Origin of the sequence: Pantoea sp. B_9 (genome assembly GCF_008632015.1) — a bacterium.
Lineage (GTDB): Bacteria > Pseudomonadota > Gammaproteobacteria > Enterobacterales > Enterobacteriaceae > Pantoea > Pantoea dispersa.
The window spans coordinates 779514-802977 of the sequence record NZ_VWVL01000001.1 but is presented as its reverse complement, the minus strand read 5'-3'; the positions used below and the strand labels follow the sequence as shown (position 1 = coordinate 802977).

The window sequence follows — 23464 nt, the reverse complement described above, 5'->3', positions numbered from 1 at the left end:
TTACGCGATAAATTGCTGTTTCCCTGAGCAGAATGACGATTAAGACGGCAAAAAAATCATTTTTGACTGTTTTTCAGGCGAACGAATCACTGGATGCTTTACATCGTTCGGGGGGATGTTTATAGTGCGCCTCATTGCGGAGGGGTGGCCGAGCGGCTTAAGGCAGCGGTCTTGAAAACCGCCGATGGGAAACCATCCGAGAGTTCGAATCTCTCCTCCTCCGCCACTTCACACTCTCGCAGTGTGAGGTGACAAAAAGATTTCAGGAGGGATGGCCGAGTGGCTTAAGGCAGCGGTCTTGAAAACCGCCGATGGGAAACCATCCCAGAGTTCGAATCTCTGTTCCTCCGCCATATAAGAGAAGCCCGCAGCGATGCGGGCTTTTCGCTTTTCTGCTTTCCATCCTTCTGAAAAACATCCTGAAGCTTTTCAATCTGCTGCCGTAACCCGACGGCCAGCGCGTTTACTGCTATAGTCGATGCACGGTTTTTGCAAACATCTGGCGATTTTCTCAGGCAAGCTGGGTTACACTGTGCGGTAATTCGCTCTTTGGCGAGCTAATCGCTTGAATGCCAGAGTGTTTCCCTGATGAATTATGGAATAGGCACAATGATCAAGAAACTGAGTCTTTGCGCGCTGTCAGTGATCGCGGCGCTGCCGATGGGTATGAGCGCTTACGCCGCGGATGGCGACATGCAACTGCAGCAGGTCCTGATGCTGAGTCGTCACAACCTGCGTGCCCCGCTGGCCAACAACGGCAGCGTGCTGGAGCAGGCGACGAAAAAAAGCTGGCCGCAATGGGATGTGCCCGGCGGTGAGCTGACCACCAAAGGCGGCGTGCTGGAAGTCTACATGGGTAACTACATCCGTCAGTGGCTGGCTCAGCAGGGGCTGGTACAGAACGGCACCTGTCCGGACAGCAGCAACATTTTTGTCTATGCCAACAGCCTGCAGCGCACCGTCGCGACGGCGCAGTATTTCGTCACCGGTGCTTTCCCGGGCTGCGATATCGCTGTCACCCATCAGGATGCGATGGGCACTATGGACCCGATCTTCAATCCGGTAATCACCGATGGCAGCGAAGCGTTTAACAAGAAAGCGCTGGCGGCGATGACCGCAGCTAATGAGAAGCTGGCGCTGAAGCCGGCCTTCCAGCGGCTGGAAAAAATCGTCGATTACAAATCAGCCCCGGCCTGTAACGGCAAGAAACAGTGCGACCTGAGCAGCGGCGACAACACCTTTAGCGCGGAAAACGGCAAAGAGCCCGGCGTCAATGGCCCGCTGAAAGTGGGTAACTCGCTGGTCGACGCCTTTACGCTGCAATATTACGAAGGTTTCCCGGCGGATCAGGTTGCCTGGGGACAAATCAAAACGCCTGAGCAGTGGAAAGAGCTGGCGGCGATCAAGAATGGCTATCAGGATGCGCTGTTTACCGCGCCGGAAGTGGCGCGTGACGTTGCCGCCCCGCTGGTGGATTACATCCGCAGTCAATTGGTCGATCAGGATAAAGCCACCGCGCCAAAAGTCACGCTGATGGTCGGACACGATTCGAATATCGCGTCATTGCTGAGCGCGCTGCAGGTTAAGCCGTACGAGCTGCCGGGTAACGACGAGAAAACCCCGATTGGCGGCCAGGTGGTGTTTGAACGCTGGCACGATGCAAAGAGCAATAAAGACCTGCTGAAAGTGGAGTATGTCTATCAGACGGCGGATCAGCTGCGTAATGCCGATGTGCTGAGCCTGAAGAACCCACCGAAGCGCGTTACGCTGCAACTGGCGGGGTGTGACACTGACGCCAACGGCTACTGCAGCTGGGATCAGTTCACCAGCGCGCTGAACAACGCGCTGCAGGGTACACCGCTGCAGCCAGCCGCACCGGCACCGGCCGCACAGCCTGCTGCCGCGCCGGCAGCCAGCGATGACGCACAGGCCAAAGCGGATCAGGCCAGCGCGGATAAAGCGGCAGCTGACAAAGCCGCGGCTGATAAAGCTGCAGCGCAGAAAGCTGCTGACGCCAAAGCCGCCGAGGAAAAAGTGAAGGCGGACAAGGCCGCGGCGCAAAAAGCGGCGGACGACAAAGCCAAAGCTGAGAAGGCCAGCGCTCAGAAGGCCGCAGAGGAGAAGGCGAAAGCCGATGCTGCAGCGGCGCAGAAAGCGCAGGCTGAGGCAGCGCCGGCGAAGCCGGAGGCGGACGCTAAACCCGCGCAACAGCAGGCAGCAGCCAGCAACTAAAACGCCAGCAGGGTCGCCATGCACGGCGACCCTGCTGTGTTGTTACCGGCTGCGCATTGACGCGCACCGCAGTCAATCGAATAAAACCACCGTTCAGTTCAACGGTGGTTTCATGCCGTTTAACCGGCTACCACGACCAGTTTCTGGTTAGCAAACTCCTTCAGCCCGAGATCGGACAGTTCACGGCCATAGCCGGAACGCTTCACGCCGCCGAACGGCAGCTCAGCCGCGGTATCGCTCTGCGAATTGATAAACACCATGCCGGTCTCAATCTGCGAAGCCATGTTGCGCCCGCGCGCAATGTCCCGCGTCCACACGGAACCGCCCAAACCGTAGTGTGAGTCGTTGGCCAGCGCCACGGCAGCACGGTCGTCCGCCACCACATACACCTGCGCCACCGGGCCGAAAAACTCCTGATAATAAGCCGGGTTATCCGGCGTCAGGCCGGTCAGGATGGTTGGCTGGTAGTAGCAGCCGACGCCGTCGATTACGCGTCCACCGCACTCCACGCGTGCGCCATGCGCCACCGCCTCGTCCACCTGTTTCACCAGCCGGTCACGTGCATCCTGTGACGACAGCGGCCCCAGCGTGGTTTTTTCATCTAACGGATCGCCGGGCGTAGCGGATTGCAGCGCCGCGCTAAACTTAGCCATAAAGCTTTCGGCAATCTTTTCATGCAGAATAAAGCGCTTGGCCGCGGTACACACCTGACCGCAGTTGCTGAGCCGGGCCTGCGCCCCCTGGCGCACCGCTTCATCAATGTCGGCATCGTCCAGCACCACAAACACATCGTTACCACCCAGCTCCAGCGTGGATTTTTTCAGGTGCTTACCGGCCTGCTCAGCCACCGCGCTGCCAGCGCGCTCTGAACCGGTGAGCGCCACACCCTGCACGCGCGGATCGGCAATCAGATCGGCCACCTGCTGGTTAGAGATAAACAGATTGGTCCACGCGCCCTGCGGCGCACCGGCTTCCAGCACCAGCTTTTCAAACACGTCGGCGCAGTGCGGCACAATGTTGGCATGTTTCGCCAGCACCGGATTGCCCAGTGCCAGATTCGGTGCCAGCACGCGCATCAGCTGATAATAGGGAAAATTCCACGGCTCGACGGCCACCACTACGCCAATCGGATGGTATTCGAGCCATGCGTCACCGACATCGCTGGGATAGGGCTGTGCCTGCAACAGCCTTGCCGCGTGTTCGGCATAATAGCGCGCGATGCTGGCGCAGATTTTCACTTCGCCGCGACTCTGGCCAATCAGCTTACCCATCTCTTTGCTGGCGATGGTGGCCAGCTCTTCGCTGCGCTGGTCGATCAACTCTGCCAGACGCTGCAGCACCTGCAGACGCGGCTGAATATCGCCTTTGCTCCACGGCGAATGGTAGAGCGCATCGGCGGTATGCAGCGCCTGCTGCGCGTAGCTGTCATCGTGTGATGGCCAGGTTTTCAGCAGCTGATTATTGGCCGGATTAATGCTTTGATAGGCTGACATAAAGGCTCCCTGACGGCTAAAAATGAGAAGGCGGGACATGCCCGCCTGTGCTTCAGATGTTTTTGCGTTCGACCGGCTTATCGTCCCACGTCAGGACGTCCTGGTCGGTTTTCTCAAACGCGCGGAATAACACCTCATCGCTGCCTTGCTGGCGCCAGATCTCTTCGGCAAGCCGTTCGTCATAATTCGCCACTTCGAAAATTGCTTCAGCGATTTCCGGTGAGGTGTGACGTAAGGTCGCCCATTCGCCCACGTGGTGAGCTTTAAACTGTTCTGTTGCCATAACTCTCTCCTGTTGGGAATTTATCCTTTCAGTTTTACCGCCAGACCGGCGACGTATTGGCCCTGATAACGGGCAATTTCCAGTTCTTCCGCCGAGGGCTGGCGCGATCCATCACCGCCCGCCAGCGTGGTTGCGCCATACGGCGTACCGCCACGCACCTGCGAAATATCAAACAACTCTTTGGTGCCGTAGCCGATGGGCACAATCACCATGCCGTGATGTGCCAGGGTGGTCCACACCGAGGTGATAGTCTGCTCCTGACCGCCGCCAGTGCCGGTAGACGCAAACACGCTGGCAATCTTGCCGTACAGCGCGCCAGAGGCCCACAGGCCGCCGGTGCGGTCCCAGAAATTACGCATCTGACCGGACATGTTGCCGAAGCGCGTCGGAGTGCCGACGATGATGGCATCGTACTGCGGCAGATCGTCCGGTTTGGCTTCCGCCGCCAGCTGATTAACCTTCCCGCCGACCTGAGCAAACCGTTCGGCATCCATACTTTCCGGCACGCGCAGAATGGTGACTTCGGCACCGCTCACGCTCTTCGCACCGTCCGCCACCGCGTTAGCCATGGTTTCGATATGTCCGTACATGGAGTAATAAAGCACCAGAATTTTTGCCATCGTGTTTTCATCCTGTGGTGTAAGGAACAGAAAGAAGTATAGAAGAGGCTGCGCGCTATGCTGGTCAGCCGTTGAACAGTCACGGAGATCGCGCTGCGACTTCTGCCGCTAACCGCTTGTTTTTCAGCTGAATATCTCACCATAAAAACGATGCTAAGCGGTTTATCTGTTGCAAAGTATGAATATGTGCCTGATTGTGCGCATCCATTGGCTATGCTTTAAGCGGGTGTGGCGAGATAGTGCGCACCTGACCTGACACTGTTAGCGCAGTGAAATGTCTTCACCACCTATGCTCAATACCTGGAGGAAATGATGGCTCAACATCGTGGAGGATCAGGCAACTTCGCGGAAGATCGCGAAAGGGCCGCGGAAGCGGGTCGGAAAGGCGGTAAAAACAGCGGCGGGAATTTCAGAAATGATCCGCAGCGTGCTGCCGAAGCAGGTGAAAAGGGGGGACGCAGCCGCGCGAAAAAATAGTGCGTCTGTGACGGTATCCCCGGCCGCCGGGTACGCCCGGCGGTTACAATGATTGCAATTTGCCCGGCTAATCAGCAAAAATGTGCGCCAGTCCTCTATTCTGGTGCGTTATGTCTGCTTCCACTTCCCGCCTCAGCCTGCGTATTACGCGTCAGGAGCTGGTACTTATTTTTATCACTATGGTCTGGGGTGGCACCTTTCTGGTGGTGCATCGCGCCATGGCGCACTCGGGGCCGTTCTTTTTTGTCGGGCTGCGTTTCGCTACCGCCTCGCTGCTGCTGGCCTTTTTCTTTCGCCGCTCTTTGCGCCACATTACCTGGCTGGAAATCAAAGCTGGTACGCTGATTGGCGTGGCGATTGCCGGTGGTTACGGATTGCAAACCTGGGGTATGCAAACCATTTCCAGCAGCCAGTCGGCGTTTCTGACGGCACTTTACGTGCCGGTAGTGCCGCTGTTGCAGTGGCTGTTTCTGCGCCGGCCGCCGGGCCTGATGGCGTGGCTGGGAATTTTGCTGGCGTTCACCGGTCTGGTGCTGGTGGCGGGTCCGCAGGATGGCAGCCTGACGCTGAATGCCGGCGAGATCGCCACGCTGCTCAGCACCCTCGCCATTGCCGCCGAGATCATTCTTATCAGTCGCTACGCCGGACAGGTCGATGTGCGCCGCGTGACGCTGGTACAGCTGCTGGTGGCTTCGGCCTGCGCCTTCGTGCTGATGCTGCCCAACGGCGAATCTTTACCCACGCTATCGGCGCCGCTGCTTTTCAGCGCGCTGGGCCTCGGCGCGGCCAGCGCGCTGATTCAGGTCACCATGAACTGGGCGCAGCGCAGCGTCTCGCCGACGCGCGCCACGGTGATTTATGCCGGCGAGCCGGTGTGGGCCGGTGTGGTCGGACGCATTGCCGGCGAACGGTTACCGGCGGCGGCGCTGCTGGGCGGCGCACTGATTGTCTGCGGGGTGATTGTCAGTGAACTGCGCCTGCGGCGCAAAAAAGCGGTGCCGGAGCAGGCACCGCAGAAGCCTTAAGGCTGCGGGCGCGCCGCCGGCTGGGTCAGCGCGGCACCGCGTCGCTGCAGAATTGCGTTGAGGATGATGGCACCGAAGGTGGCCGTGCCGATGCCGCCGAGGGTAAAGCTGCCAATCTTCAGCGCAAAATCCCCGGCGCCGAGCACCAGCGTGGTGGCCACCATAATCAGATTGCTGTTCTGGCTAAAATCGACACGGTTTTGCACCCAGATACGTGCGCCGGCCACAGCGATTAAGCCAAACACCACAATTGAAGCGCCGCCAATCACCGGGCCGGGAATGGTGTGGATGAGCGCGCCGAACTTAGGCGAAAAGCCCAGCACCAGCGCAATCAGCGCCGCAGCGACAAACGCCAGCGTGGAGTAGACTTTGGTCACCGCCATCACGCCAATGTTTTCGGCATAGGTGGTGACGCCGCTGCCGCCGATGGAGCCGGACAGCATGGTTGCCAGGCCGTCACCGACGAACGCGCGTCCCATCCACGGATCGAGATTGCGCCCGGTCATGCCCGCCACCGCTTTAATATGGCCGAGGTTCTCTGCCACCAGAATAATCGCCACCGGTGCGATCATCACGATTGCCTGCATATCAAATACCGGCGCGGTGGTGTGCGGCAGACCAAACCACGCGGCGCTGGCCACGCGGCTGAAATCCACCGGCTTGCCGAAGCCCATCACGTTGGTCAGCAGAGCGTACAGCGCCCAGGCGACAATCAGTCCGACCAGAATCAGCAGCCGCTGCACCATGCCGCGGGTAAATACCGCCACCAGCCCGATGCACAGCACCGTCATCACCGCCATCCAGCTATCAAACATCGAGGCGGAGACGCTGTGCACCGCAATCGGTGCCAGGTTAAGGCCGATGGCCATCACTACCGCGCCGGTTACCACCGGTGGCATCAGCCGTTCAATCCAGCCGGTACCCACTTTCATCACCACCAGCCCAATCAGCGTGTAGAGCGCGCCGCAGGCAATAACGCCGCCCAGCGCCAGCGCCAGGTTGGGATTGAGCCCCTGACCGTTGAAGCCGGTAATGGCGATCACCACGCCGACAAACGCGGCGCTCGATCCGAGATAACTCGGCACGCGACCACCGGTAATGACAAAGAACAGCAGGGTGCCGATACCGGAAACCAGAATCGCCAGGTTGGGATCCAGCCCCATCAGCAGCGGCATCAGCACCGTTGCGCCAAACATTGCTACCGCATGCTGCAGGCCCAGCACGAACGTCTGCCCGAGCGGCAGGGTTTCGTCGGGGGCAATCAGCCCGTTATCGCTCATGGCTGACTTTTTCTGCCAGCGGGGGAACCAGGAACTCGCCATCGTCTTCTCCAGGGTAGTGGTCGAACCGGGCCGCACGGTGCGGCGTTAGCGGGCGTCCTGCCGTGAAAGGGCATGGTAGCGACGGTCAAACCACATCAGACCGGGCTGGGCATCATGGCGCTCCAGCGCCATCACGTTGCAAAACAGAATGTCGTGTGTCGCCACGCTGACGACCTGCGTGATGGTGCAGTCGAACGCCATCAGCGCCCCCTGCAGCAGCGGTGCGCCGCTGCGCTGCGTGTGCCAGCGGGCGGCGGCGAAACGTTCGGTCATCGGGGTTTTGCCGCCAAACAGCGTCGACAATGACTCCTGCCCGGCGGCCAGCGTGTTCACGCACAGCACGCCGTTATCGCGGAAGAGGGGCCACACCGACGCGTTGCGATTGAGGCAAACCAGCAGCGTCGGCGGCGTATCACTGACGCTGCACACCGCGGTGGCGGTAAAACCGGCGCGTCCGGCTGGACCGTCGGTTGTGATGATATTGACCGCCGCGCCCAGGCCGGACATGGCATCGCGGAAAGCCTGCTGGCTCACTTCGGGCAGCAGGGGCAGTTCATGTACGCTCATCATCGGCTCCGTGATTAGCTGGCGCGGCGAGCCGGCGTGGTGGTGTCCGCCAGCCAGCGCAGCAGCAGCGCATTAAAGTTGTCGGCATCGGTCACGCTCATGGCATGGCCGCCCCACGGCATCTCAATCAGGCTGCCGTTGGGCAGCGCCTGCGCCAGCTGCGGCGAGCAGCTCCACGGCACCAGCAGGTCATCCTGACTGCATATCGCCAGCACCGGCTGGGTGATTCGCGAGGCGTGCGGACGGAAATCGGCCGATTTCAGCGCGTGCAGACGCCGCAGCAGGTTCTCCATGCCCTGGAAATGCGCCACGTGATGCACATCCTCCGCGCTGATGCGCGACTGATGGCGTGCCAGCCATTCGGCCGGATAAAGAAACAGCGGCTGCGCGCGCACAAACGCTTCAACACCAACGTTGAGCAGCAGATCCTGGCGCACCTGGAAGCAGCGCTCGGTGTGGGCATCCAGCGCCAGCCAGCCGTTAATCACCACCACGCGTCCCACGCGCTGCGGATAATCGAGTGCCAGCTGCAGGCCAATCAGCCCGCCAAGCGCATGGCCCACGATGTCATACTGTTCGATGCCGTGCTCCGCCAGCGCGTCGGCCAGTTCCGCTGCCATCATCGCCATGCTGTAACCTTCCGGCAGCGTATCGGGGCTGCGACCGGTGCCGCGCTGATCGTAGGTCACCACGCGATAGTGCGGCGTCAGTGCCGCCAGCTGCGGTTGCCAGAAAGCGGCCACGCCGCCCAGCCCGGACGACAGTACCAGCGTCGGCGCGTCGGGCGCGCTTAATCCCTGAATGTCCAGATGCATTACGCCTCCTGCCGGCCAATGTGTGCCACGCTGGCGATTTCAATCAGCGCATCGGGTTTCACCAGACCGCACTGAATACAGAAGCGCGCCGGTTTGTCGCCGGGGAAATAGTCGGCATATACCTGGTTTACCGCCGCGTAGTTGCTCCAGTCGGTGATGAAAATCGAGTTGAAAGTGACGTCCTGCAGGCTGCCACCGGCGGTCTCGATCACTTTTTGGATGGTTTCCAGCACGTGGCGGGTTTGCGCCGCCGCATCCCCGACGTGCACCACGTTGTTGTCGGCATCGAACGGCAGCGTACCGGAAACGTACACCACGCCATCGGCTAAGGTGCCGGGTACAAACGGAGCGATCGGCGTCGTGGTGCCGGGAGGAATAATCACTGTTTTAGGCATGACTCAGAGTCCTTATTATTAAGCGTGCAAGTGAAACGGCGGTTACGACTTCAGCGCCTCGCAGAAGGTGTCGGTATCGCTGACCCAGCCAAAAAAGGTTTCAATGTTGAACAGCGCCGCCTGCTGAGCAAACGACGGTCCGGCCTGATGGGTGGCATCGGCCAGCACCACGCCGAAATACTCGAGGAAAAAGCCGTCGCGCAGCGTCGATTCCACACAGACGTTGGTGGCAATGCCGGTAAACACCAGATGACGAATACCGCGGCTGCGCAGCATGCTGTCGAGCGGCGTGTTGAAAAAGCCGCTGTAGCGCGGTTTGGGCAGCACGATATCGCCCGCTTGCGGTACCAGCTCATCCACCAGCGCATAATCCCAGCCGCCTTTTGCCAGCAGCGTGCCGTGCAGCTCCGGCCGCTGGCGCATGGTTTTCAGCGCGTTGGATTTATGGAAATTGGGCGAACCGGCGTCACCGGCTTCGACATACTGATTATCCCAGCCGTTCTGGAACCAGATAATCTGCATCCCTGCCGCGCGGGCGGCGGTGACCGCCTGATGAATCCGGGCGATAACCGGCTGCGTGGCGGAGACATCAAACCCGGCCAGATCGAGATAGCCGCCCTGGCTGGCGTAGGCGTTCTGCATATCCACCACAATCAGCGCGCTTTGCGCCGGTGGCAGGGCGATGGCTTCCGGGCGCGCCGGCAGAGTCACTGCAGGCTGGCTGGTGCTGTGGGCACAAACGACGGTATTCATTATGCAACCTCCTTGTGGGCGTCAATCAGCGCGCGGCGACACGCCATCAGCGGCTGGATACGTTCACCAAAATCTTCAATGCCCTGCAGGAAATCATCAAAGGTCAGCAGCACGCCTTCGGTGCCCTCCACCAGCGCCACTTCATCCAGCATGCGTGCCACGCTGGCATAGGAGCCGACCAGCGTGCCCATATTGATGTTGACGGCAGAGGTCGGATCGGCCATCTGGCGCACATTGGTGTCGCTGCCGGATTTGGTGTCCTGCTGGCTCTGCGTGGTGAGCCAGGCGAGGGCTTCCTCGTCTGCGCCGGCTTTGTAGTGTTCCCATTTCGCGCGCGCGGCTTCGTCGCTTTCGGCGGCGATAATCATAAACAGCACGTAGGAACCGACGTCGCGCGCGGTTTTGTCCGCGGCCTGTTTCATGCGTGCGGCGGTGGGTGCAAAGGCGGTCGGGGTATTGACGCCCTTGCCGAAGCAGAAGTTGTAATCAGCGTATTGCGCCGAAAAGGCCATGCCGGCATCACTTTGCCCGGCGCAAATCACCTTCATCGGCTTCTGCGGCTGCGGACTGACGCGACAGTCGTTCATGGTGAAGAACTCACCTTTGAAGTCGCTCTGGCCAGTGCCCCACAGGTCGCGCAGCACCGTGACGTACTCCGTCAGGTAGTTGTAGCGGCTGGCAAAATATTCATCGCCCGGCCACAGCCCCATCTGCTCATACTCCGGCTTCTGCCAGCCGGTCACCAGATTGACGCCGAAGCGGCCGCCCGAGATGGAGTCGATGGTGGCGGCCATGCGCGCCACGATGGCAGGCGGCAGCGTCAGGGTGGCGGCGGTGGCGTAGATTTCAATGCGTGAGGTCACCGCGGCCAGCCCGGCCATCAGGGTGAAGGACTCCAGGTTGTGGTCCCAGAATTCGGTTTTGCCGCCGAAGCCGCGCAGCTTAATCATCGACAGGGCAAAGTCGAAGTGATAGTGCTCAGCCTTGAGCACAATCGCTTTGTTGAGCTCAAAGGTCGGCTTGTATTGCGGGGCATGCGTGGAGATGAGCCAGCCATTGTTGCCAATCGGAACGAAAACGCCAATTTTCATGTGAAACCTCTCTGCATTGAACATGGATTGCTTCACGCGCTGCGTTGCTTCCTGCACGCATCCTGCGGGCGGCGCTCGATCACAAAATTGCAAAGCCTGTGCCACAATTTTAAAAGTGATACATAACAATCAGTTAAAATTAGCGATGTGGTGAATCCTGAGTGACTGGTCCAAAACAGACCATCTGGTCAAAACAAATTGCACGTTTTTCATGCGTCACCTGAGCGAAAAAGGTGCAGGGCACAGCATTAGGCAGGAAACAGGGCGTTTGTTATGATGCGATTTCGCAGGATGGAAGAGGTAACAGTGTGAAAAGCGATGAAAAAAAGCCAGGACGCCGATCGCGGGCCGTTGCGGCGAAACGGGCAGCTATTCTGGAAGCGGCATTGGCCTTCTTCTCGCAGTTTGGCATTCACGGCACCAGTCTGGATAAAGTGGCTGAGCGCGCGGACGTCTCAAAAACCAACCTGCTTTACTACTATCCGTCAAAAGAAGTGCTGTATGTGGCGGTACTGAAAGAGATTCTTGATGTGTGGCTGGCGCCGCTGCGTGCGCTGCGTCATGACCAGGATCCGCTGGTGGCCATCCGCAACTATATTCGTCTCAAGCTGGAAGTGTCGCGTGACCACCCGCAGGCATCGCGCCTGTTCTGTCTGGAGATGCTGCAGGGCGCGCCGCTGCTGAAGGGCGAGCTGGCGGGGGATTTAAAAGCGCTGGTGGATGACAAAGCGGCGATTATCGAACAGTGGATCGCCGAAGGGCGTATTGCCGGCGTGCAGCCGCAGCATCTGTTCTTTCTGCTATGGGCGACCACGCAGCACTACGCTGATTTCGCGTCTCAGGTGGAAGCCATCACCGGCCAGACGCTAAACGATGCGGAATTTTTTGCCCGGACGCTGGATAACGTTCAGCGCATGATCATTGAAGGGATCCGCGTGCGCTGATCCCGAAGGCTGACCAGGAGAGTGCATGGATTCGCTATCACAACTAACGCTGGGCGCGGCGGTGACCGTGGCCGTAATGGGCAAACGCGTGCCGCTGTGGCAGGCGGCGCTGGCGGGGGCGATCGCGGGCACGCTGCCGGACCTCGACGTGTTTATCGACCACGGCGATGCCATCCGCAACATGACGCTGCACCGCACCGAGAGCCACGCGCTGCTGTGGCTGACGCTGGTGGCACCGTTATTTGGCTGGCTGGTGGCTGGCGCGACGCGCAGCCGGCAGCACTGGCGAGCCTGGTGCCTCGCCATCTGGCTGGCATTGATCACGCATCCGCTGCTGGACCTGACCACGGTGTACGGCACGCAGCTCGGGCTGCCGCTGACCGATTACCCGTTCGCCATCGGCAGCATGTTCATCATCGATCCGCTCTATACGCTGCCGCTGCTGTTCGCCCTGATCGTCGCACTGTGGCGGCGGGATGCGTGCGGGCTACGCTGGAATCAGGCCGGATTGCTCATCAGCACACTGTACCTGGGCTGGAGTATGGTGGCGCAAAGTATTGCTACCCGGCATATTGAGCACCAGCTGACGCAGCAGGACGTGCAGCCGCAGCAACTGCTGGTGACGCCCACCGCGTTTAATACGCTGGTGTGGCGCACGGTGATTATCACGCCGCAGCGCTACGGGGAAGCCTGGTGGTCGCTACTGTCGCCCGATCGTCCCTTACAGATCCGCTGGTACGATCGCCATCCCGCGCTTTTTGCGCCGTTTAAAGGCCAGTGGCACGCGGAACGCGTTGCGTGGTTCAGCCATGGATTTTATGCCATGCGCCAGCAGGGCAACGATACGCTGATTGTGGATTTGCGCATGGGGGAAGAGCCGGATTACACCTTTACCTTTAATCTCGGTTCCGCCGCAGCGCCGGCAGCAGCACCACAGCGGGAAGATTCGCTGCGGCCGTCGCTGGCGCAGGCGTGGCACAAATTCACAGAACGCTTATAACGAAAAAGGCCCGGATAACCGGGCCTTTTCGTTTAGGTGGATCAGGCTTTACGCCGGCGTAGCAGCCAGCCCATGGTCAGCACCACAAACCACAGTGGCGTCACCATCAGCGCCTGGCGCGTATCTTCCTGCAGTGTCAGCAGCACCAGCACAAAGGCAAAGAAAGCCATGCACACCCAGCACATCAGCTTGCCGAGTGGCATTTTGAAGCGTGACGCCGCATGACGCTGCGGATGCTGTTTGCGGTAGGCCAGGTAGCTGCACAGGATAATGGTCCAGACAAACATAAACAGAATCGCCGAGACCGTGGTCACCATGGTGAAGACCGTCATCACATCCGGAATCAGATAGATCAACGCCACGCCAGCCAGCAGACACAGGCAGGAGAAGAACAGGCCGGTGGTCGGCACCGCGCGCGCTGAAAGGCGGCCAAACGCTTTATGCGCCACGCCCTGTTCCGCCAGGCCATACAGCATGCGGCTGGTGGAGAAGATGCCGCTGTTGGCTGAGGAGGCTGCGGAGGTCAGCACCACAAAGTTAACGATGCTGGCAGCGGCCGGCAGGCCAATCAGCACAAACATTTCAACGAACGGACTGCGATCCGGCATGACCTGGTTCCACGGCGTCACCGCCATGATCACCAGCAGCGCCAGCACGTAGAACATGATGATGCGCAGCGGGATCGCGTTGATGGCGCGCGGCAGAACTTTATGCGGATCTTTGGTCTCCGCCGCCGCCGTGCCCACCAGTTCAATGCCGACAAAGGCAAACACCGCAATCTGGAAGCCGGCAAAGAAACCGCTCAGCCCTTTCGGGAACATGCCGCCGTGATCCCAGATATTGCTCAGCGCCGCGTGGCTCCCGTTCGGCGAAGGGTAGTGCAGGCTGACCAGCACAATCCCGGTGATGATTAACGCCACGATGGCGACAATTTTGATAATGGCGAACCAGAACTCCATCTCGCCAAACAGTTTTACCGTGGCGATGTTCAGGGCAAGGAAAACAAACACGCACAGCAGCGCGCTCATCCAGATCGAGAAGTCCGGGAACCACAGCTGGAAATAAGCGCTGATCGCCACCACGTCGGCGATGCCGGTCACCACCCAGCAGAACCAGTAAGTCCAGCCGGTGAAATAACCGGCCCACGGCCCGAGCAGATCGGCGGCAAAGTCGCTGAAGGATTTGTACTCAAGGTTGGAGAGCAGCAGCTCACCCATGGCGCGCATCACAAAGAACAGCATAAAACCGATGATCATATAAACGAAGATGATCGACGGACCCGCCAGGCTGATGGTTTTACCGGAGCCCATGAACAGACCGGTGCCAATGGCACCGCCGATGGCGATAAGCTGGATGTGACGGTTATGCAGGTTGCGCCGGAGTTTTTCCGGCTGTTCGGCCTCAATGGGCGCCGCTTTAGATTGATCAACCATAAAAATATCTTTCCTGTCTTGATGTTGTGTCAGCTCTGCTGGCTGTTGAATAACGTGCTGTTGCACAGGGCAAGAGGGCATAAGATAGAGGAAAGGCGGCCACTCTCGGTAATGGTTTTTAAACCTTTGTGCCCTTTTGCGTGCTTTACCGTGTCAGTAAATATTTACATGGCGCGCCGTGCCGTCATTTTGCGTAAATGTTCTGCAAATGAGCCGCTTGCACCACGCAGCGCTGCGCAGGGTTCTACACTTGTCATTTCGATGAACCCGGAAAAAGTGAGGCAGCGTGCGCGCATTGCTCGCGATAGTGCTGCTGGCCCTGTGCGGCTGGTGGAGTTTACCCTGGCTGAAAACGCATCTGCCGCCACAGTGGAATCCGTTTATACCGCTCCAGGTTACCGATCCGCCAGGCTGGATGACGCGCTATAAGCTGCAGCGGCTGAGCAGCGATCCGGCCGCGTGTCTGGCGGTGATGCGCGCGGCCAGCGCGCAGGGCAGAGTCAGTTTCCGTGAGGTGCCGCCGCTGCAGGGCGATTGTCCGATTGATCAACCGCTGCGCATCAGCCGCTTCGGTGAGGTCACGCTGAGCAGCAGTTTTCTTGCCAGCTGTCCAATGGCGGTGGCCAGCACGCTGTATGTTACGCGCAGCAATGCGGCGCTGCAGCAGGCCGGCATTACCTCGCCGCTGCGCCGCATCGCGCACGTTGGCAGTTACGCCTGCCGCAATATTTATCACCGCCAGGAAGGACGCCGCAGTGAACACGCGACGGCGGAGGCGTGGGACATCACGGGGTTTCAGCTGGCGGACGGGCGCTGGCTACAGGTAGGCAAAAACTGGCAGCAACCGCCGCAGGCCGCTGCCGGTTTGCACGCGTTATGGCGCAACGGCTGTGCCAGCTTCGGTAATGCGCTAGGGCCGGATTACAATGCGGCGCATGCCAGCCATTTCCACCTTGGCATGCGCGGCGCAGGCTTTTGTCGCTAAACTACACCGCCGGGTTTAATCCGCGTTTGATGAGGAAATGATTTGCCGGCCAGGAGAAAATAAATCCGGTGATCATCGCCAGCTGTAACATAAACCAGAAGGCGCTGAGCAGGGGATTGAGCTGTTGATTAAGCACATATTTTAGGGCCAGCGTCATGAAGATAAAGATCCCCGTTTGATAAATCAGCAGCGGAAAAGTTTCTGTTTTCAGCGCTAATAATAACGTACGGACAATAGAAAGTTGTTCCCGCTGGCGAATGGCCAGAAACTGAAAAAATAATCCCGCCAGTAACGAAATCATCACGCAAATAACCGCCTGTAACCACAGCGCGGGGCTAATTGCAAAATGCTTGAGCAGAGTGACTATTGGCAGGGTGATGATGTCGCCGAATATACAGGCGGCGGCAGAGAGCGAAGTGGAAATAAAAATGGTTTGCCAGCTGGCATAACCGGTTAATCCGGATGGCAGCAGCAGCGCCAGTTTTCGCTGACGTGACGGTTTACGCCCGAGATACCACCATGCCAGCCAGCCGAAAAACGGCATGTACAGCCCGGTGAGCGGCCAGATGATATTCATGACCGCCAGCGGATGCGGGTGACGCAACAGATCTTTAGCGATCATCAGGGCGGTACACACGCCCACGACCAGAAAAGGTAATGCCAGCTGGTTTAACATAGTCAGTCCCACTCAGTTTGCTGAAATCGCGCCAGCCTGCGGAGCTATGCTGGTGCCTGCCACCTTGCGCCTCTGCTAAAGCGTAGCTGGAAAAGACGGTGCCGGAAATGTCTGCCACACGGGCACGGCAGGGAAACACTGCAGAAATAACTGGAATTAAGCCGCGCTGCGGACTTAATCAGCAGGAAGATTATGACGGGCGGTATAAAAAAGGGGAATGGCAAAGATAATAGCGATTAATGATGAGGCGAATGTTTTATCTGCGAAGTCTGGCCTTTAATCAACAGGACGATTGAAAATTCTTCAGAAAAATCTTATTCTGATTCGCACGACTTATCATCCTGATGGTGCCGCTGGCAAACGCATCATAGTTTAATTTCTCATTTGGGTAACATATTGACAACAAGGTAGTTATCACTTTTTGCCCGCAATGCCGCTCTGGTTTCAATCAATATTTTTTCTCTGGTTAATTTATTTTTTACATTAATCGGCACAGATATCCTGTTATGAATAAGGCGTGAAACAGCGCCAGGGCAATAATGACCATCGATAATTATTTCGTCTGGCGAGGCGAAACTGAAAAAGAATTTCAGGCGCTTTCCGAAGTGCTGCAATTGAAATCGCTGCTGCAAAAACATGTTGAGGCCCTTGGATTTGATGCTTTTGCCTTTTTGGTACAGCATCCGGTGCCTTTTACCCGACCGCGTATTTTTCTCTTTAGCACCTATCCGCAGAGCTGGGTGAAACGCTACGAGAGTGAAAATTACTATGCGGTGGATCCGGTGTTAATGCTCTGCCAGCAGCCCGGTCGCGGCGTGGAGTGGACGCGTGATTTATTTACCGGCGCAGGCAATTTATGGGCAGAAGCCAATGCCGCAGGGCTGGTAAGTGGCTTTTCATGCTCGGCAATGGCGCTAAATCGTGCCATTGGTATATTATCTATAGCATCGCAACAACCCAGCCAGACCCAGCACAGACGCGTTGAGCTGGAGGTGCAACTGCACTTCCTGGCGGAGCTGAGTTTGCGTGTGCTGGACCGTCTGAATGACGGCTCAATGGTGGTGTTATCGAATGATTTTAGTCAGCGCGAGCTGGAAATATTGAAATGGACAGCGGAGGGAAAAACCTCAGCCGAAATTTCCCTCATTCTGGCTATTTCTGAACACACGGTAAATTTTCACCAAAAGAATATGCAAAAGCGTTTTAATGTTTCCAATAAAACGCAGATTGCCTGTTATGCCGCAGCCATCGGCCTGATATAGCGAAAAGGCAACTACTAATTTTAGTAGTTCCTAAGCCGCAGTCAGTTGTCTACCCTGCGCCGGAAACTCCGCCAGGCTGGCGCTTAATAAATCATTGCAAACATGGGGATGTCAGGGGCGCATGATGAAAATAATTCAAACACAGCTAAAGGATATGCCGTCCTCTTTGCTGGCCGAGTTGGGCACCTATCGTTACAGCGTCTTTGCGCGTGGCGAGGGCTGGTCAATTCCGCCGCGACTCAGCACGCCGGGACAGGAATACGATCGCTTCGATCGTTCCGATGTCACCTGGCTGATTGCCTGGACTGCGCGTCAGGGCATTTGTGGCTGCGCACGTCTGCTACCGTGGCACGAGCCGGAAGTGCCGGAAGGCATGGTGCTGCCTTTTGATCAGCAAAAAGTGTGGGAAATGTCGCGCTATTCGGCCCGCCTTGAAGTCGATGCCGAGCTGCCGCTGAACATCTTATGGCATTCGGTACAGCTGGCAGAGCTGAGCGGGATGGAGTATTTGATCAGTTCAGCCACGCCGATGCTGGAGAAGATGTTTGAGCAGCATCAGGTTGTGTACGAGCCGCTCTCGCCGGGACTGATCCAGTCAGAAGACAATCTGTTTGCCATTCGTATTCCGGTGCAGCAGCCGGCGCTGGCGGAGAAGTATCGCGGCACGCGTCGCTTCAGTCCGGAAGAAGTGCTGCCCTCGCTGGGCGTGTCGGTCAACTGGCAGTCACACAGCTAACGCCCCGCGCAGGATGCGCAGGGCACGCCGCTTACTGACGGTAGGCGGTTTTAATCTGGCGGATAGTGTTGCTGAACACCTCGGCCTGCGGTTTATCCGCCAGCGCGGACTGGACGTAGCGCTCCATATTGATGATCACCTTACCGGCATCAGCCTGGCCCATGCCTTTAAGGATCAGCGTCACCATCATTTTCAGGCAGGCGACTTCATCCGCCAGCGCCTGGGTATCGCGCGATGTTACGAAATCTTCATCACTCATCATTATCTCCTTTGTGGAATGACCTTGTGCGCACACATTCTTCCCGTGCATAAAAAACAGAGTATATCATACGCTTGATGGAAGAATTTAGGCCACATCATCGACCCGCGCGCAGAGAGTTAATTAATTGCGCCGTTCGCTATTTTTTGTGCGCAAAAAACTTCCAGGGAAAGATTATTTTTTTGTGCTGCCGGCGGGAAGAAGCGAAGGCGGGTTATAAATTATAACTTAATGATATTAGTCACATTTTAACAATTTTATTCCAGTATGGTATTGCATCAGCTAAAAAAAACAATCACTGCTGCCTGCTATTTGACATGGGTCATTGGTTTTGAGATTTATCTGGCGCCCCTGATGTTCTTTCCACGCGAAACCCGGTAAGATAACGCCCCTGAAATATATTTTCCCCCACTAACCTGCGGAGTACGTCCCGTTGATCAGCCTGCTTCTTGTTGATGACCATGAACTGGTACGCGCCGGTATTCGTCGCATACTGGAAGATATGAAGGGACTGGTGATTGCCGGGGAAGTGGCCTGTGGTGAAGATGCGGTAAAATGGTGCCGCACTCATCCTGTGGATGTGGTGCTGATGGACATGAACATGCCCGGTATTGGCGGACTGGAGGCGACGCGCAAAATCGTGCGCTTCAATCCGGATATCCGCATCATCATGCTGACTATCCACACCGAAAATCCCCTGCCAGCGAAAGTCATGCAGGCCGGTGCGGCAGGTTATCTCAGCAAAGGGGCGGCGCCGCAGGAAGTGGTCAGCGCCATTCGCTCGGTGCACGCTGGTCAGCGTTACATCGCCTCTGATATCGCTCAGCAGATGGCGCTGAGCCAGATTGAGCCGCAGCGCGCCGAATCACCGTTCAGTTGTTTGTCGGAAAGGGAATTGCAGATTATGCTGATGATTACCCGAGGGCAAAAGGTGACGGAGATTTCCGAGCAGCTTAACCTGAGCCCGAAAACCGTTAATAGCTATCGCTATCGCATGTTCAGCAAGTTGAACATCAGTGGTGACGTAGAGTTAACGCATCTGGCCATACGCCATGGCCTGTTCAATGCGGAGCCGTTAATCAGTAGTGAGTGACGTTTTCAATTCCAAAGCCTTTCTCAGCACCGTGACCAGTCAGCCCGGCGTCTACCGCATGTATGACGCGACAGGCACGGTGATCTATGTTGGTAAAGCCAAAGACCTTAAAAAACGCCTGAGCAGCTATTTCCGCACGCAGGTGGGGAGTCGCAAGACCGAAGTGCTGGTCAGCAACATCCATAATATTGATGTCACGGTCACCCATACGGAGACCGAAGCGCTGCTGCTGGAGCACAACTACATCAAGTTGTATCAGCCGCGCTACAACGTGCTGCTGCGCGACGATAAGTCGTACCCCTATATTTTCCTTAGCGGCGATCCGCATCCGCGCCTGGCGATGCACCGCGGTGCCAAACACGCCAAAGGTGAATACTTTGGTCCGTTTCCCAACGGCTATGCGGTGCGTGAAACTTTGGCGCTGCTGCAAAAGGTGTTTCCGATTCGCCAGTGCGAGAACAGCGTCTACCGCAACCGCTCGCGCCCGTGCCTGCAGTATCAGATTGGCCGTTGCCTCGGCCCCTGCGTCGCCGGCCTGGTGAGCGAAGAAGAATATGCGCAGCAAACCGACTATGTGCGGCTGTTTCTGGCCGGTAAAGACGATCAGGTAATTAATCAGCTGGTGCAGCGTATGGAGCAGGCCAGCGTGGGCCTGCGCTTCGAAGAGGCGGCGCGCCTGCGGGACCAGATTCAGGCGGTGCGGCGGATTACGGAGAAACAGTTCGTCTCCAATCAGGGCGATGATCTCGACGTGATGGGCGTGGCCTATGACGCCGGCATGGCCTGTCTGCACGTGCTGTTTATCCGGCAGGGCAAAGTGCTGGGCAGCCGCAGCTATTTCCCGAAGGTGCCCGCAGACACGGAACTCACCGAAGTGGTGCAGACGTTTGTCGGACAGTTCTATCTGCAGGGCAGCGAAGCGCGCACCTTACCGGCGGACATCCTGCTGGACTTCACTCTGCCTGAGCGGGAACTGCTGGCCGCATCGCTGAGCGAACTGGCCGGGCGCAAGGTCAGCATTCAGAGCAAACCGCGCGGCGACCGCGCGCGCTACCTGAAGCTGGCGCGCACCAATGCCGCTACGGCGCTGACGACGCGGCTGGCGCAGCACTCGACTATCCAGCAGCGTCTGGCGGCGCTGGCGGCGTTCCTCAAACTGGAGCAGATTAACCGCATGGAGTGTTTCGACATCAGCCACACCATGGGCGAACAGACCATCGCGTCCTGCGTGGTGTTCAACCGTGACGGCCCGCTGCGCGCTGACTATCGCCGCTACAACATTGAAGGAATTACTCCCGGTGATGACTACGCGGCGATGAATCAGGTGCTGCGCCGTCGTTACGGTAAGGCGCTGGAACCGGAAAAGATCCCGGATGTGATCCTGATCGATGGCGGTAAAGGGCAGCTGGCGCAGGCGCAGCAGGTGTTTGCGGAACTGGATGTGCCGTGGGATAAAAACCGGCCGATTCTGCTCGGCGTGGCAAAAGGCAGCGACCGTAAAGCTGGCCTGGAAACCCTGTTCTTTGCGGCGGAAGGCGAGGGCGTTTCGCTGCCGCCGGACTCGCCGGCGCTGCATGTTATCCAGCACATTCGTGACGACGCTCACAATCATGCAATTTCGGGCCACCGGAAAAAACGCGCTAAAGTGAAGAACACCAGCGCGCTTGAGAGCATTGAAGGCGTCGGACCCAAACGGCGTCAGCAGCTGCTGAAGTACATGGGCGGCCTGCAACCGCTGATGAATGCCAGCGTCGATGAGATCGCTAAAGTACCGGGTATCTCCTTCGCCCTGGCGGAAAAAATCTACTACTCGCTGAAACACTAACATTGAAACAGGGTGGGCAATGTAGGAACATACGTTAAATCCTACTCACACCAGACAGTTACTGGCATATGCAATTTAACATTCCGACGTGTCTTACCCTGTTTCGAGTTGTTCTGATCCCGTTCTTCGTGCTGGCGTTCTATCTGCCATTTCACTGGGCTCCCTTCGCGACGGCGCTGCTGTTTGTCATTGCTGCGGTCACTGACTGGTTTGATGGCTTCCTCGCGCGTCGCTGGAAGCAGACAACACGTTTTGGTGCCTTTCTCGATCCGGTCGCTGACAAAGTGATGGTGGCGATGGCGCTGGTGCTGGTCGCCGAGTATTTCCACGCCTGGTGGATCACGCTGCCGGCCGCCACCATGATCGCGCGTGAAATCATTATCTCGGCCTTACGTGAGTGGATGGCGGAGATTGGCAAGCGCAGTAGCGTGGCGGTGTCGTGGATTGGCAAAGTGAAGACCACGGCGCAGATGCTGTCGCTGGTGGCGCTGCTGTGGCGTCCGGACGCGACCGTAGTCGGCGTTGGCGTGGTGGCGTTGTACATCGCAGCGGTGCTGACTTTCTGGTCAATGTTCCAGTATTTAAGCGCGGCACGCGGCGATTTGCTCGATAGCTGATCGATGCGATTTAAAAAGCAGCAAACGGACGCAGTGTGTGGATAATTCTATTGACTCGTTGCGTCAGATAAGTAGAATGCATCGCATCGAACGGCAGCAAGGCTGCAAGAAGCTGAGTAAAATCAGCAAGTTCGGTGAACCATAAGCACATGCGGGAATAGCTCAGTTGGTAGAGCACGACCTTGCCAAGGTCGGGGTCGCGAGTTCGAGTCTCGTTTCCCGCTCCAGATATTGCAATACGTCGCAGACGGCTTGCACCTCAGATTAAAAGGCGCGTTGGCAGAGTGGCCATGCAGCGGATTGCAAATCCGTCCACCTCGGTTCGACTCCGGGACGCGCCTCCAGTTTACACCCTGCCCGGGTGGTGAAATCGGTAGACACAAGGGATTTAAAATCCCTCGGCTTATGGTCGTGCGGGTTCAAGTCCCGCCCCGGGCACCATATTTAATACCGAATAAAATCAAAGCAATAAGTAGCAATGTCGTGACCGCCCAAGGGCGGTTTTTTTGTGCCTGAAAATTTTGCCTAATATCACTTCATAATATCAAACGGTTTTCCTCTGCCCGCCAACCACAACCATTGGAACCATCACGTTCTTTCGATCATGCGCAGCCAGGTGTTCAACATTTTGATGCTGAAAATGATGATAGAGATCGCAATTGATAGTGGGGAGGTGGGCACTTGTCCCCGCTCGCCTTTACGACAAGGACGTCCAGAAATTTTCTGCCACCTATCTCTTACCCGCTCAAAGTTATGCTCCGGGGCGAAGATGAGGTGGGGGCACATGATTTGGGTTTGCTGATGACGCAACGGGGAGTAATCTTGAGTCGTCGCTCTGAAATTCAGTGGTACTACCGCAAGTTTGTAAAAAACGAGGGAACGATGATGATTGCAGAAACCGCAACGAAAGAACCGGGTAGATATTACACCTTCCAGTCGCCATTACCGGCTGATGTATTTTTTGAACTCCGGCCCCGGACACTGCCGCATAACGCACAACCCATACTGGATGAAACCAGTGGCATGTGTATTGGTTATTCAGTCGCACAGGCCCCGGGACTGTGGCAGATATATGATACACAGGGCCATTTTCTGCGCCTGGAAGAGGCTCCTCTTGAAGCCCCCCTGATTGATCCCACCGATATTGCGCTTATCGCTTTTGGCGTTTTCCGTATTTTTCGCGCGGGCCGCGTACTTTTTGAAACCGCTACGCGCGCGGCTGTCAGGGTGAAACTTAGTCAGGCGACTATCATGTTTCTTCGTGCGCGGTTAAAAACCGGTTTATCTGCTGGTAACCTTAAAATGACAGAAACAGCAGCCCGGCATATGTATGAACCGGGGCGCTATGTTCCATTACATATCCAGGAAAAAGCTATCCGTTACGGCAGACGTATGGCGGATCCCCGTAAAGGGGAAGGGATGTTTCGTTACGAAACTGAGATGTATAAACTCAATCGCAAGCTAAACATAACCGAGTATAAAAAATACACTCTTGAGATTGTGGTGCGAGAGTCAGACTGGACGATCACCCATTTTAAATATTTTGATTAACCGGCAGGAA

Annotated in this window: 24 protein-coding genes and 5 tRNA genes; 17 read left to right on the top strand and 12 right to left on the bottom strand. The window is 57.3% G+C overall.

All coding sequences use genetic code 11. From position 1 onward, the window contains the following. The first annotated feature begins 138 nt into the window (after positions 1-138). The 3 genes from F3I21_RS03890 (at position 139) to agp (ending at position 2232) form a co-directional block, all read left to right on the top strand. A tRNA-Ser gene (locus F3I21_RS03890) sits at positions 139-226 on the top strand. A gap of 39 nt (positions 227-265) precedes the next feature. Further along, positions 266-353: transfer RNA gene (locus F3I21_RS03885), tRNA-Ser, on the top strand. 256 nt (positions 354-609) lie between these two features. Continuing rightward, positions 610-2232, top strand: a complete 1623-nt coding sequence (agp, locus tag F3I21_RS03880) for a bifunctional glucose-1-phosphatase/inositol phosphatase (protein WP_190286068.1) — start codon at positions 610-612, stop codon at positions 2230-2232. A 119-nt stretch (positions 2233-2351) separates the two neighbouring features. On the opposite strand, the gene F3I21_RS03875 is transcribed toward agp, so the two are convergent. From F3I21_RS03875 to wrbA, 3 genes are read right to left on the bottom strand one after another with little or no spacing between them, the layout of a single operon-like run. Further along, positions 2352-3725, bottom strand: coding sequence for an NAD-dependent succinate-semialdehyde dehydrogenase (locus F3I21_RS03875; RefSeq protein ID WP_150058366.1), 1374 nt, complete (start codon positions 3723-3725; stop codon positions 2352-2354). Between the two features lie 52 nt (positions 3726-3777). Further along, positions 3778-4008, bottom strand: a complete 231-nt coding sequence (locus F3I21_RS03870) for a YccJ family protein (RefSeq protein WP_021508292.1) — start codon at positions 4006-4008, stop codon at positions 3778-3780. 20 nt (positions 4009-4028) lie between these two features. Beyond that, positions 4029-4628, bottom strand: coding sequence for an NAD(P)H:quinone oxidoreductase (gene wrbA, locus F3I21_RS03865; RefSeq protein ID WP_150058365.1), 600 nt, complete (start codon positions 4626-4628; stop codon positions 4029-4031). Between the two features lie 312 nt (positions 4629-4940). On the opposite strand from wrbA, the gene F3I21_RS03860 reads away from it, so the two are divergent. Beyond that, the gene (locus tag F3I21_RS03860) at positions 4941-5105 is read left to right on the top strand and encodes a general stress protein (protein ID WP_010616548.1); all 165 of its coding nucleotides are present in this window, start codon (positions 4941-4943) and stop codon (positions 5103-5105) included. A 110-nt stretch (positions 5106-5215) separates the two neighbouring features. Further along, positions 5216-6130 carry a DMT family transporter gene (locus F3I21_RS03855; RefSeq protein WP_150058363.1) on the top strand — a complete coding sequence of 305 codons (915 nt, stop codon included), beginning with the start codon at positions 5216-5218 and terminating at the stop codon, positions 6128-6130. On the opposite strand, the gene rutG is transcribed toward F3I21_RS03855, so the two are convergent. The 6 genes from rutG to rutA are packed head-to-tail and all read right to left on the bottom strand — an operon-like array spanning position 6127 to position 11073. After that, entirely contained in the window at positions 6127-7452 is a 1326-nt protein-coding gene (gene rutG, locus F3I21_RS03850; RefSeq protein WP_150058361.1) for a pyrimidine utilization transport protein G, read from the bottom strand. The two genes, F3I21_RS03855 and rutG, sit on opposite strands and share 4 nt — an antisense overlap. Positions 7453-7497: 45 nt before the next feature. Beyond that, positions 7498-8019: an NADH-dependent FMN reductase RutF gene (rutF, locus tag F3I21_RS03845; RefSeq protein WP_058769583.1), complete on the bottom strand. Its 522-nt coding sequence runs from the start codon at positions 8017-8019 to the stop codon at positions 7498-7500. 14 nt (positions 8020-8033) lie between these two features. Next, complete coding sequence (gene rutD / locus F3I21_RS03840) at positions 8034-8834, bottom strand: pyrimidine utilization protein D (protein ID WP_150058359.1); 801 nt, start codon at positions 8832-8834, stop codon at positions 8034-8036. After that, positions 8834-9229 (bottom strand): pyrimidine utilization protein C, encoded by a 396-nt coding sequence (rutC, locus tag F3I21_RS03835; RefSeq protein WP_150058357.1) that lies wholly within the window; start codon positions 9227-9229, stop codon positions 8834-8836. Before rutC ends, rutD begins: the two co-directional genes overlap by 1 nt. A gap of 42 nt (positions 9230-9271) precedes the next feature. Further along, a complete protein-coding gene (gene rutB, locus F3I21_RS03830) occupies positions 9272-9982 on the bottom strand; it encodes a pyrimidine utilization protein B (protein ID WP_058769585.1) in 711 nt (236 codons plus the stop codon). After that, positions 9982-11073: a pyrimidine utilization protein A gene (rutA, locus tag F3I21_RS03825; RefSeq protein ID WP_150058355.1), complete on the bottom strand. Its 1092-nt coding sequence runs from the start codon at positions 11071-11073 to the stop codon at positions 9982-9984. The genes rutB and rutA overlap by 1 nt, the downstream gene beginning before the upstream one ends. A 308-nt stretch (positions 11074-11381) precedes the next feature. Between rutA and rutR the strand changes: the two genes are divergently transcribed. Beyond that, a complete protein-coding gene (gene rutR / locus F3I21_RS03820) occupies positions 11382-12017 on the top strand; it encodes an HTH-type transcriptional regulator RutR (RefSeq protein ID WP_127833900.1) in 636 nt (211 codons plus the stop codon). Between the two features lie 25 nt (positions 12018-12042). Next, positions 12043-13017 carry a metal-dependent hydrolase gene (locus F3I21_RS03815; protein WP_150058353.1) on the top strand — a complete coding sequence of 325 codons (975 nt, stop codon included), beginning with the start codon at positions 12043-12045 and terminating at the stop codon, positions 13015-13017. Positions 13018-13058: 41 nt separating this feature from the next. Here the strand turns inward: F3I21_RS03815 and cycA are convergent, their stop codons facing one another. Continuing rightward, positions 13059-14450, bottom strand: coding sequence for a D-serine/D-alanine/glycine transporter (gene cycA, locus F3I21_RS03810; RefSeq protein ID WP_021508281.1), 1392 nt, complete (start codon positions 14448-14450; stop codon positions 13059-13061). Positions 14451-14736: 286 nt separating this feature from the next. Here cycA and F3I21_RS03805 point away from each other — a divergent pair, with 286 nt between their 5' ends. After that, a complete protein-coding gene (locus tag F3I21_RS03805; RefSeq protein ID WP_058769587.1) occupies positions 14737-15435 on the top strand; it encodes an extensin family protein in 699 nt (232 codons plus the stop codon). Position 15436: 1 nt separating this feature from the next. On the opposite strand, the gene F3I21_RS03800 is transcribed toward F3I21_RS03805, so the two are convergent. Then, complete coding sequence (locus tag F3I21_RS03800; RefSeq protein ID WP_127833902.1) at positions 15437-16111, bottom strand: DUF4396 domain-containing protein; 675 nt, start codon at positions 16109-16111, stop codon at positions 15437-15439. A gap of 539 nt (positions 16112-16650) precedes the next feature. On the opposite strand from F3I21_RS03800, the gene sdiA reads away from it, so the two are divergent. Together sdiA and F3I21_RS03790 are read left to right on the top strand one after the other, a co-directional pair. Continuing rightward, complete coding sequence (sdiA, locus tag F3I21_RS03795) at positions 16651-17373, top strand: transcriptional regulator SdiA (RefSeq protein ID WP_021508278.1); 723 nt, start codon at positions 16651-16653, stop codon at positions 17371-17373. 124 nt (positions 17374-17497) lie between these two features. Next, positions 17498-18109, top strand: coding sequence for an acyl-homoserine-lactone synthase (locus F3I21_RS03790; protein ID WP_031279842.1), 612 nt, complete (start codon positions 17498-17500; stop codon positions 18107-18109). Between the two features lie 31 nt (positions 18110-18140). Here the strand turns inward: F3I21_RS03790 and F3I21_RS03785 are convergent, their stop codons facing one another. Next, positions 18141-18368, bottom strand: coding sequence for a DUF2594 family protein (locus F3I21_RS03785; RefSeq protein WP_010616664.1), 228 nt, complete (start codon positions 18366-18368; stop codon positions 18141-18143). A gap of 433 nt (positions 18369-18801) precedes the next feature. Between F3I21_RS03785 and uvrY the strand changes: the two genes are divergently transcribed. The 7 genes from uvrY (at position 18802) to F3I21_RS03750 (ending at position 23454) form a co-directional block, all read left to right on the top strand. Continuing rightward, entirely contained in the window at positions 18802-19461 is a 660-nt protein-coding gene (gene uvrY / locus F3I21_RS03780; protein ID WP_021508277.1) for a UvrY/SirA/GacA family response regulator transcription factor, read from the top strand. Continuing rightward, on the top strand, positions 19454-21286 hold the full coding sequence (gene uvrC / locus F3I21_RS03775; RefSeq protein WP_150058351.1) for an excinuclease ABC subunit UvrC: 1833 nt from the start codon (positions 19454-19456) through the stop codon (positions 21284-21286). The genes uvrY and uvrC overlap by 8 nt, the downstream gene beginning before the upstream one ends. A gap of 68 nt (positions 21287-21354) precedes the next feature. Beyond that, positions 21355-21903 (top strand): CDP-diacylglycerol--glycerol-3-phosphate 3-phosphatidyltransferase, encoded by a 549-nt coding sequence (gene pgsA / locus F3I21_RS03770; protein WP_021508275.1) that lies wholly within the window; start codon positions 21355-21357, stop codon positions 21901-21903. Between the two features lie 151 nt (positions 21904-22054). Continuing rightward, positions 22055-22130 (top strand) — tRNA-Gly (locus F3I21_RS03765). A gap of 43 nt (positions 22131-22173) precedes the next feature. Further along, positions 22174-22247: transfer RNA gene (locus F3I21_RS03760), tRNA-Cys, on the top strand. Positions 22248-22258: 11 nt separating this feature from the next. After that, a tRNA-Leu gene (locus tag F3I21_RS03755) sits at positions 22259-22344 on the top strand. A 381-nt stretch (positions 22345-22725) separates the two neighbouring features. Then, positions 22726-23454, top strand: a complete 729-nt coding sequence (locus tag F3I21_RS03750) for a hypothetical protein (protein WP_223815625.1) — start codon at positions 22726-22728, stop codon at positions 23452-23454. The last annotated feature ends 10 nt before the right edge of the window (positions 23455-23464 follow it).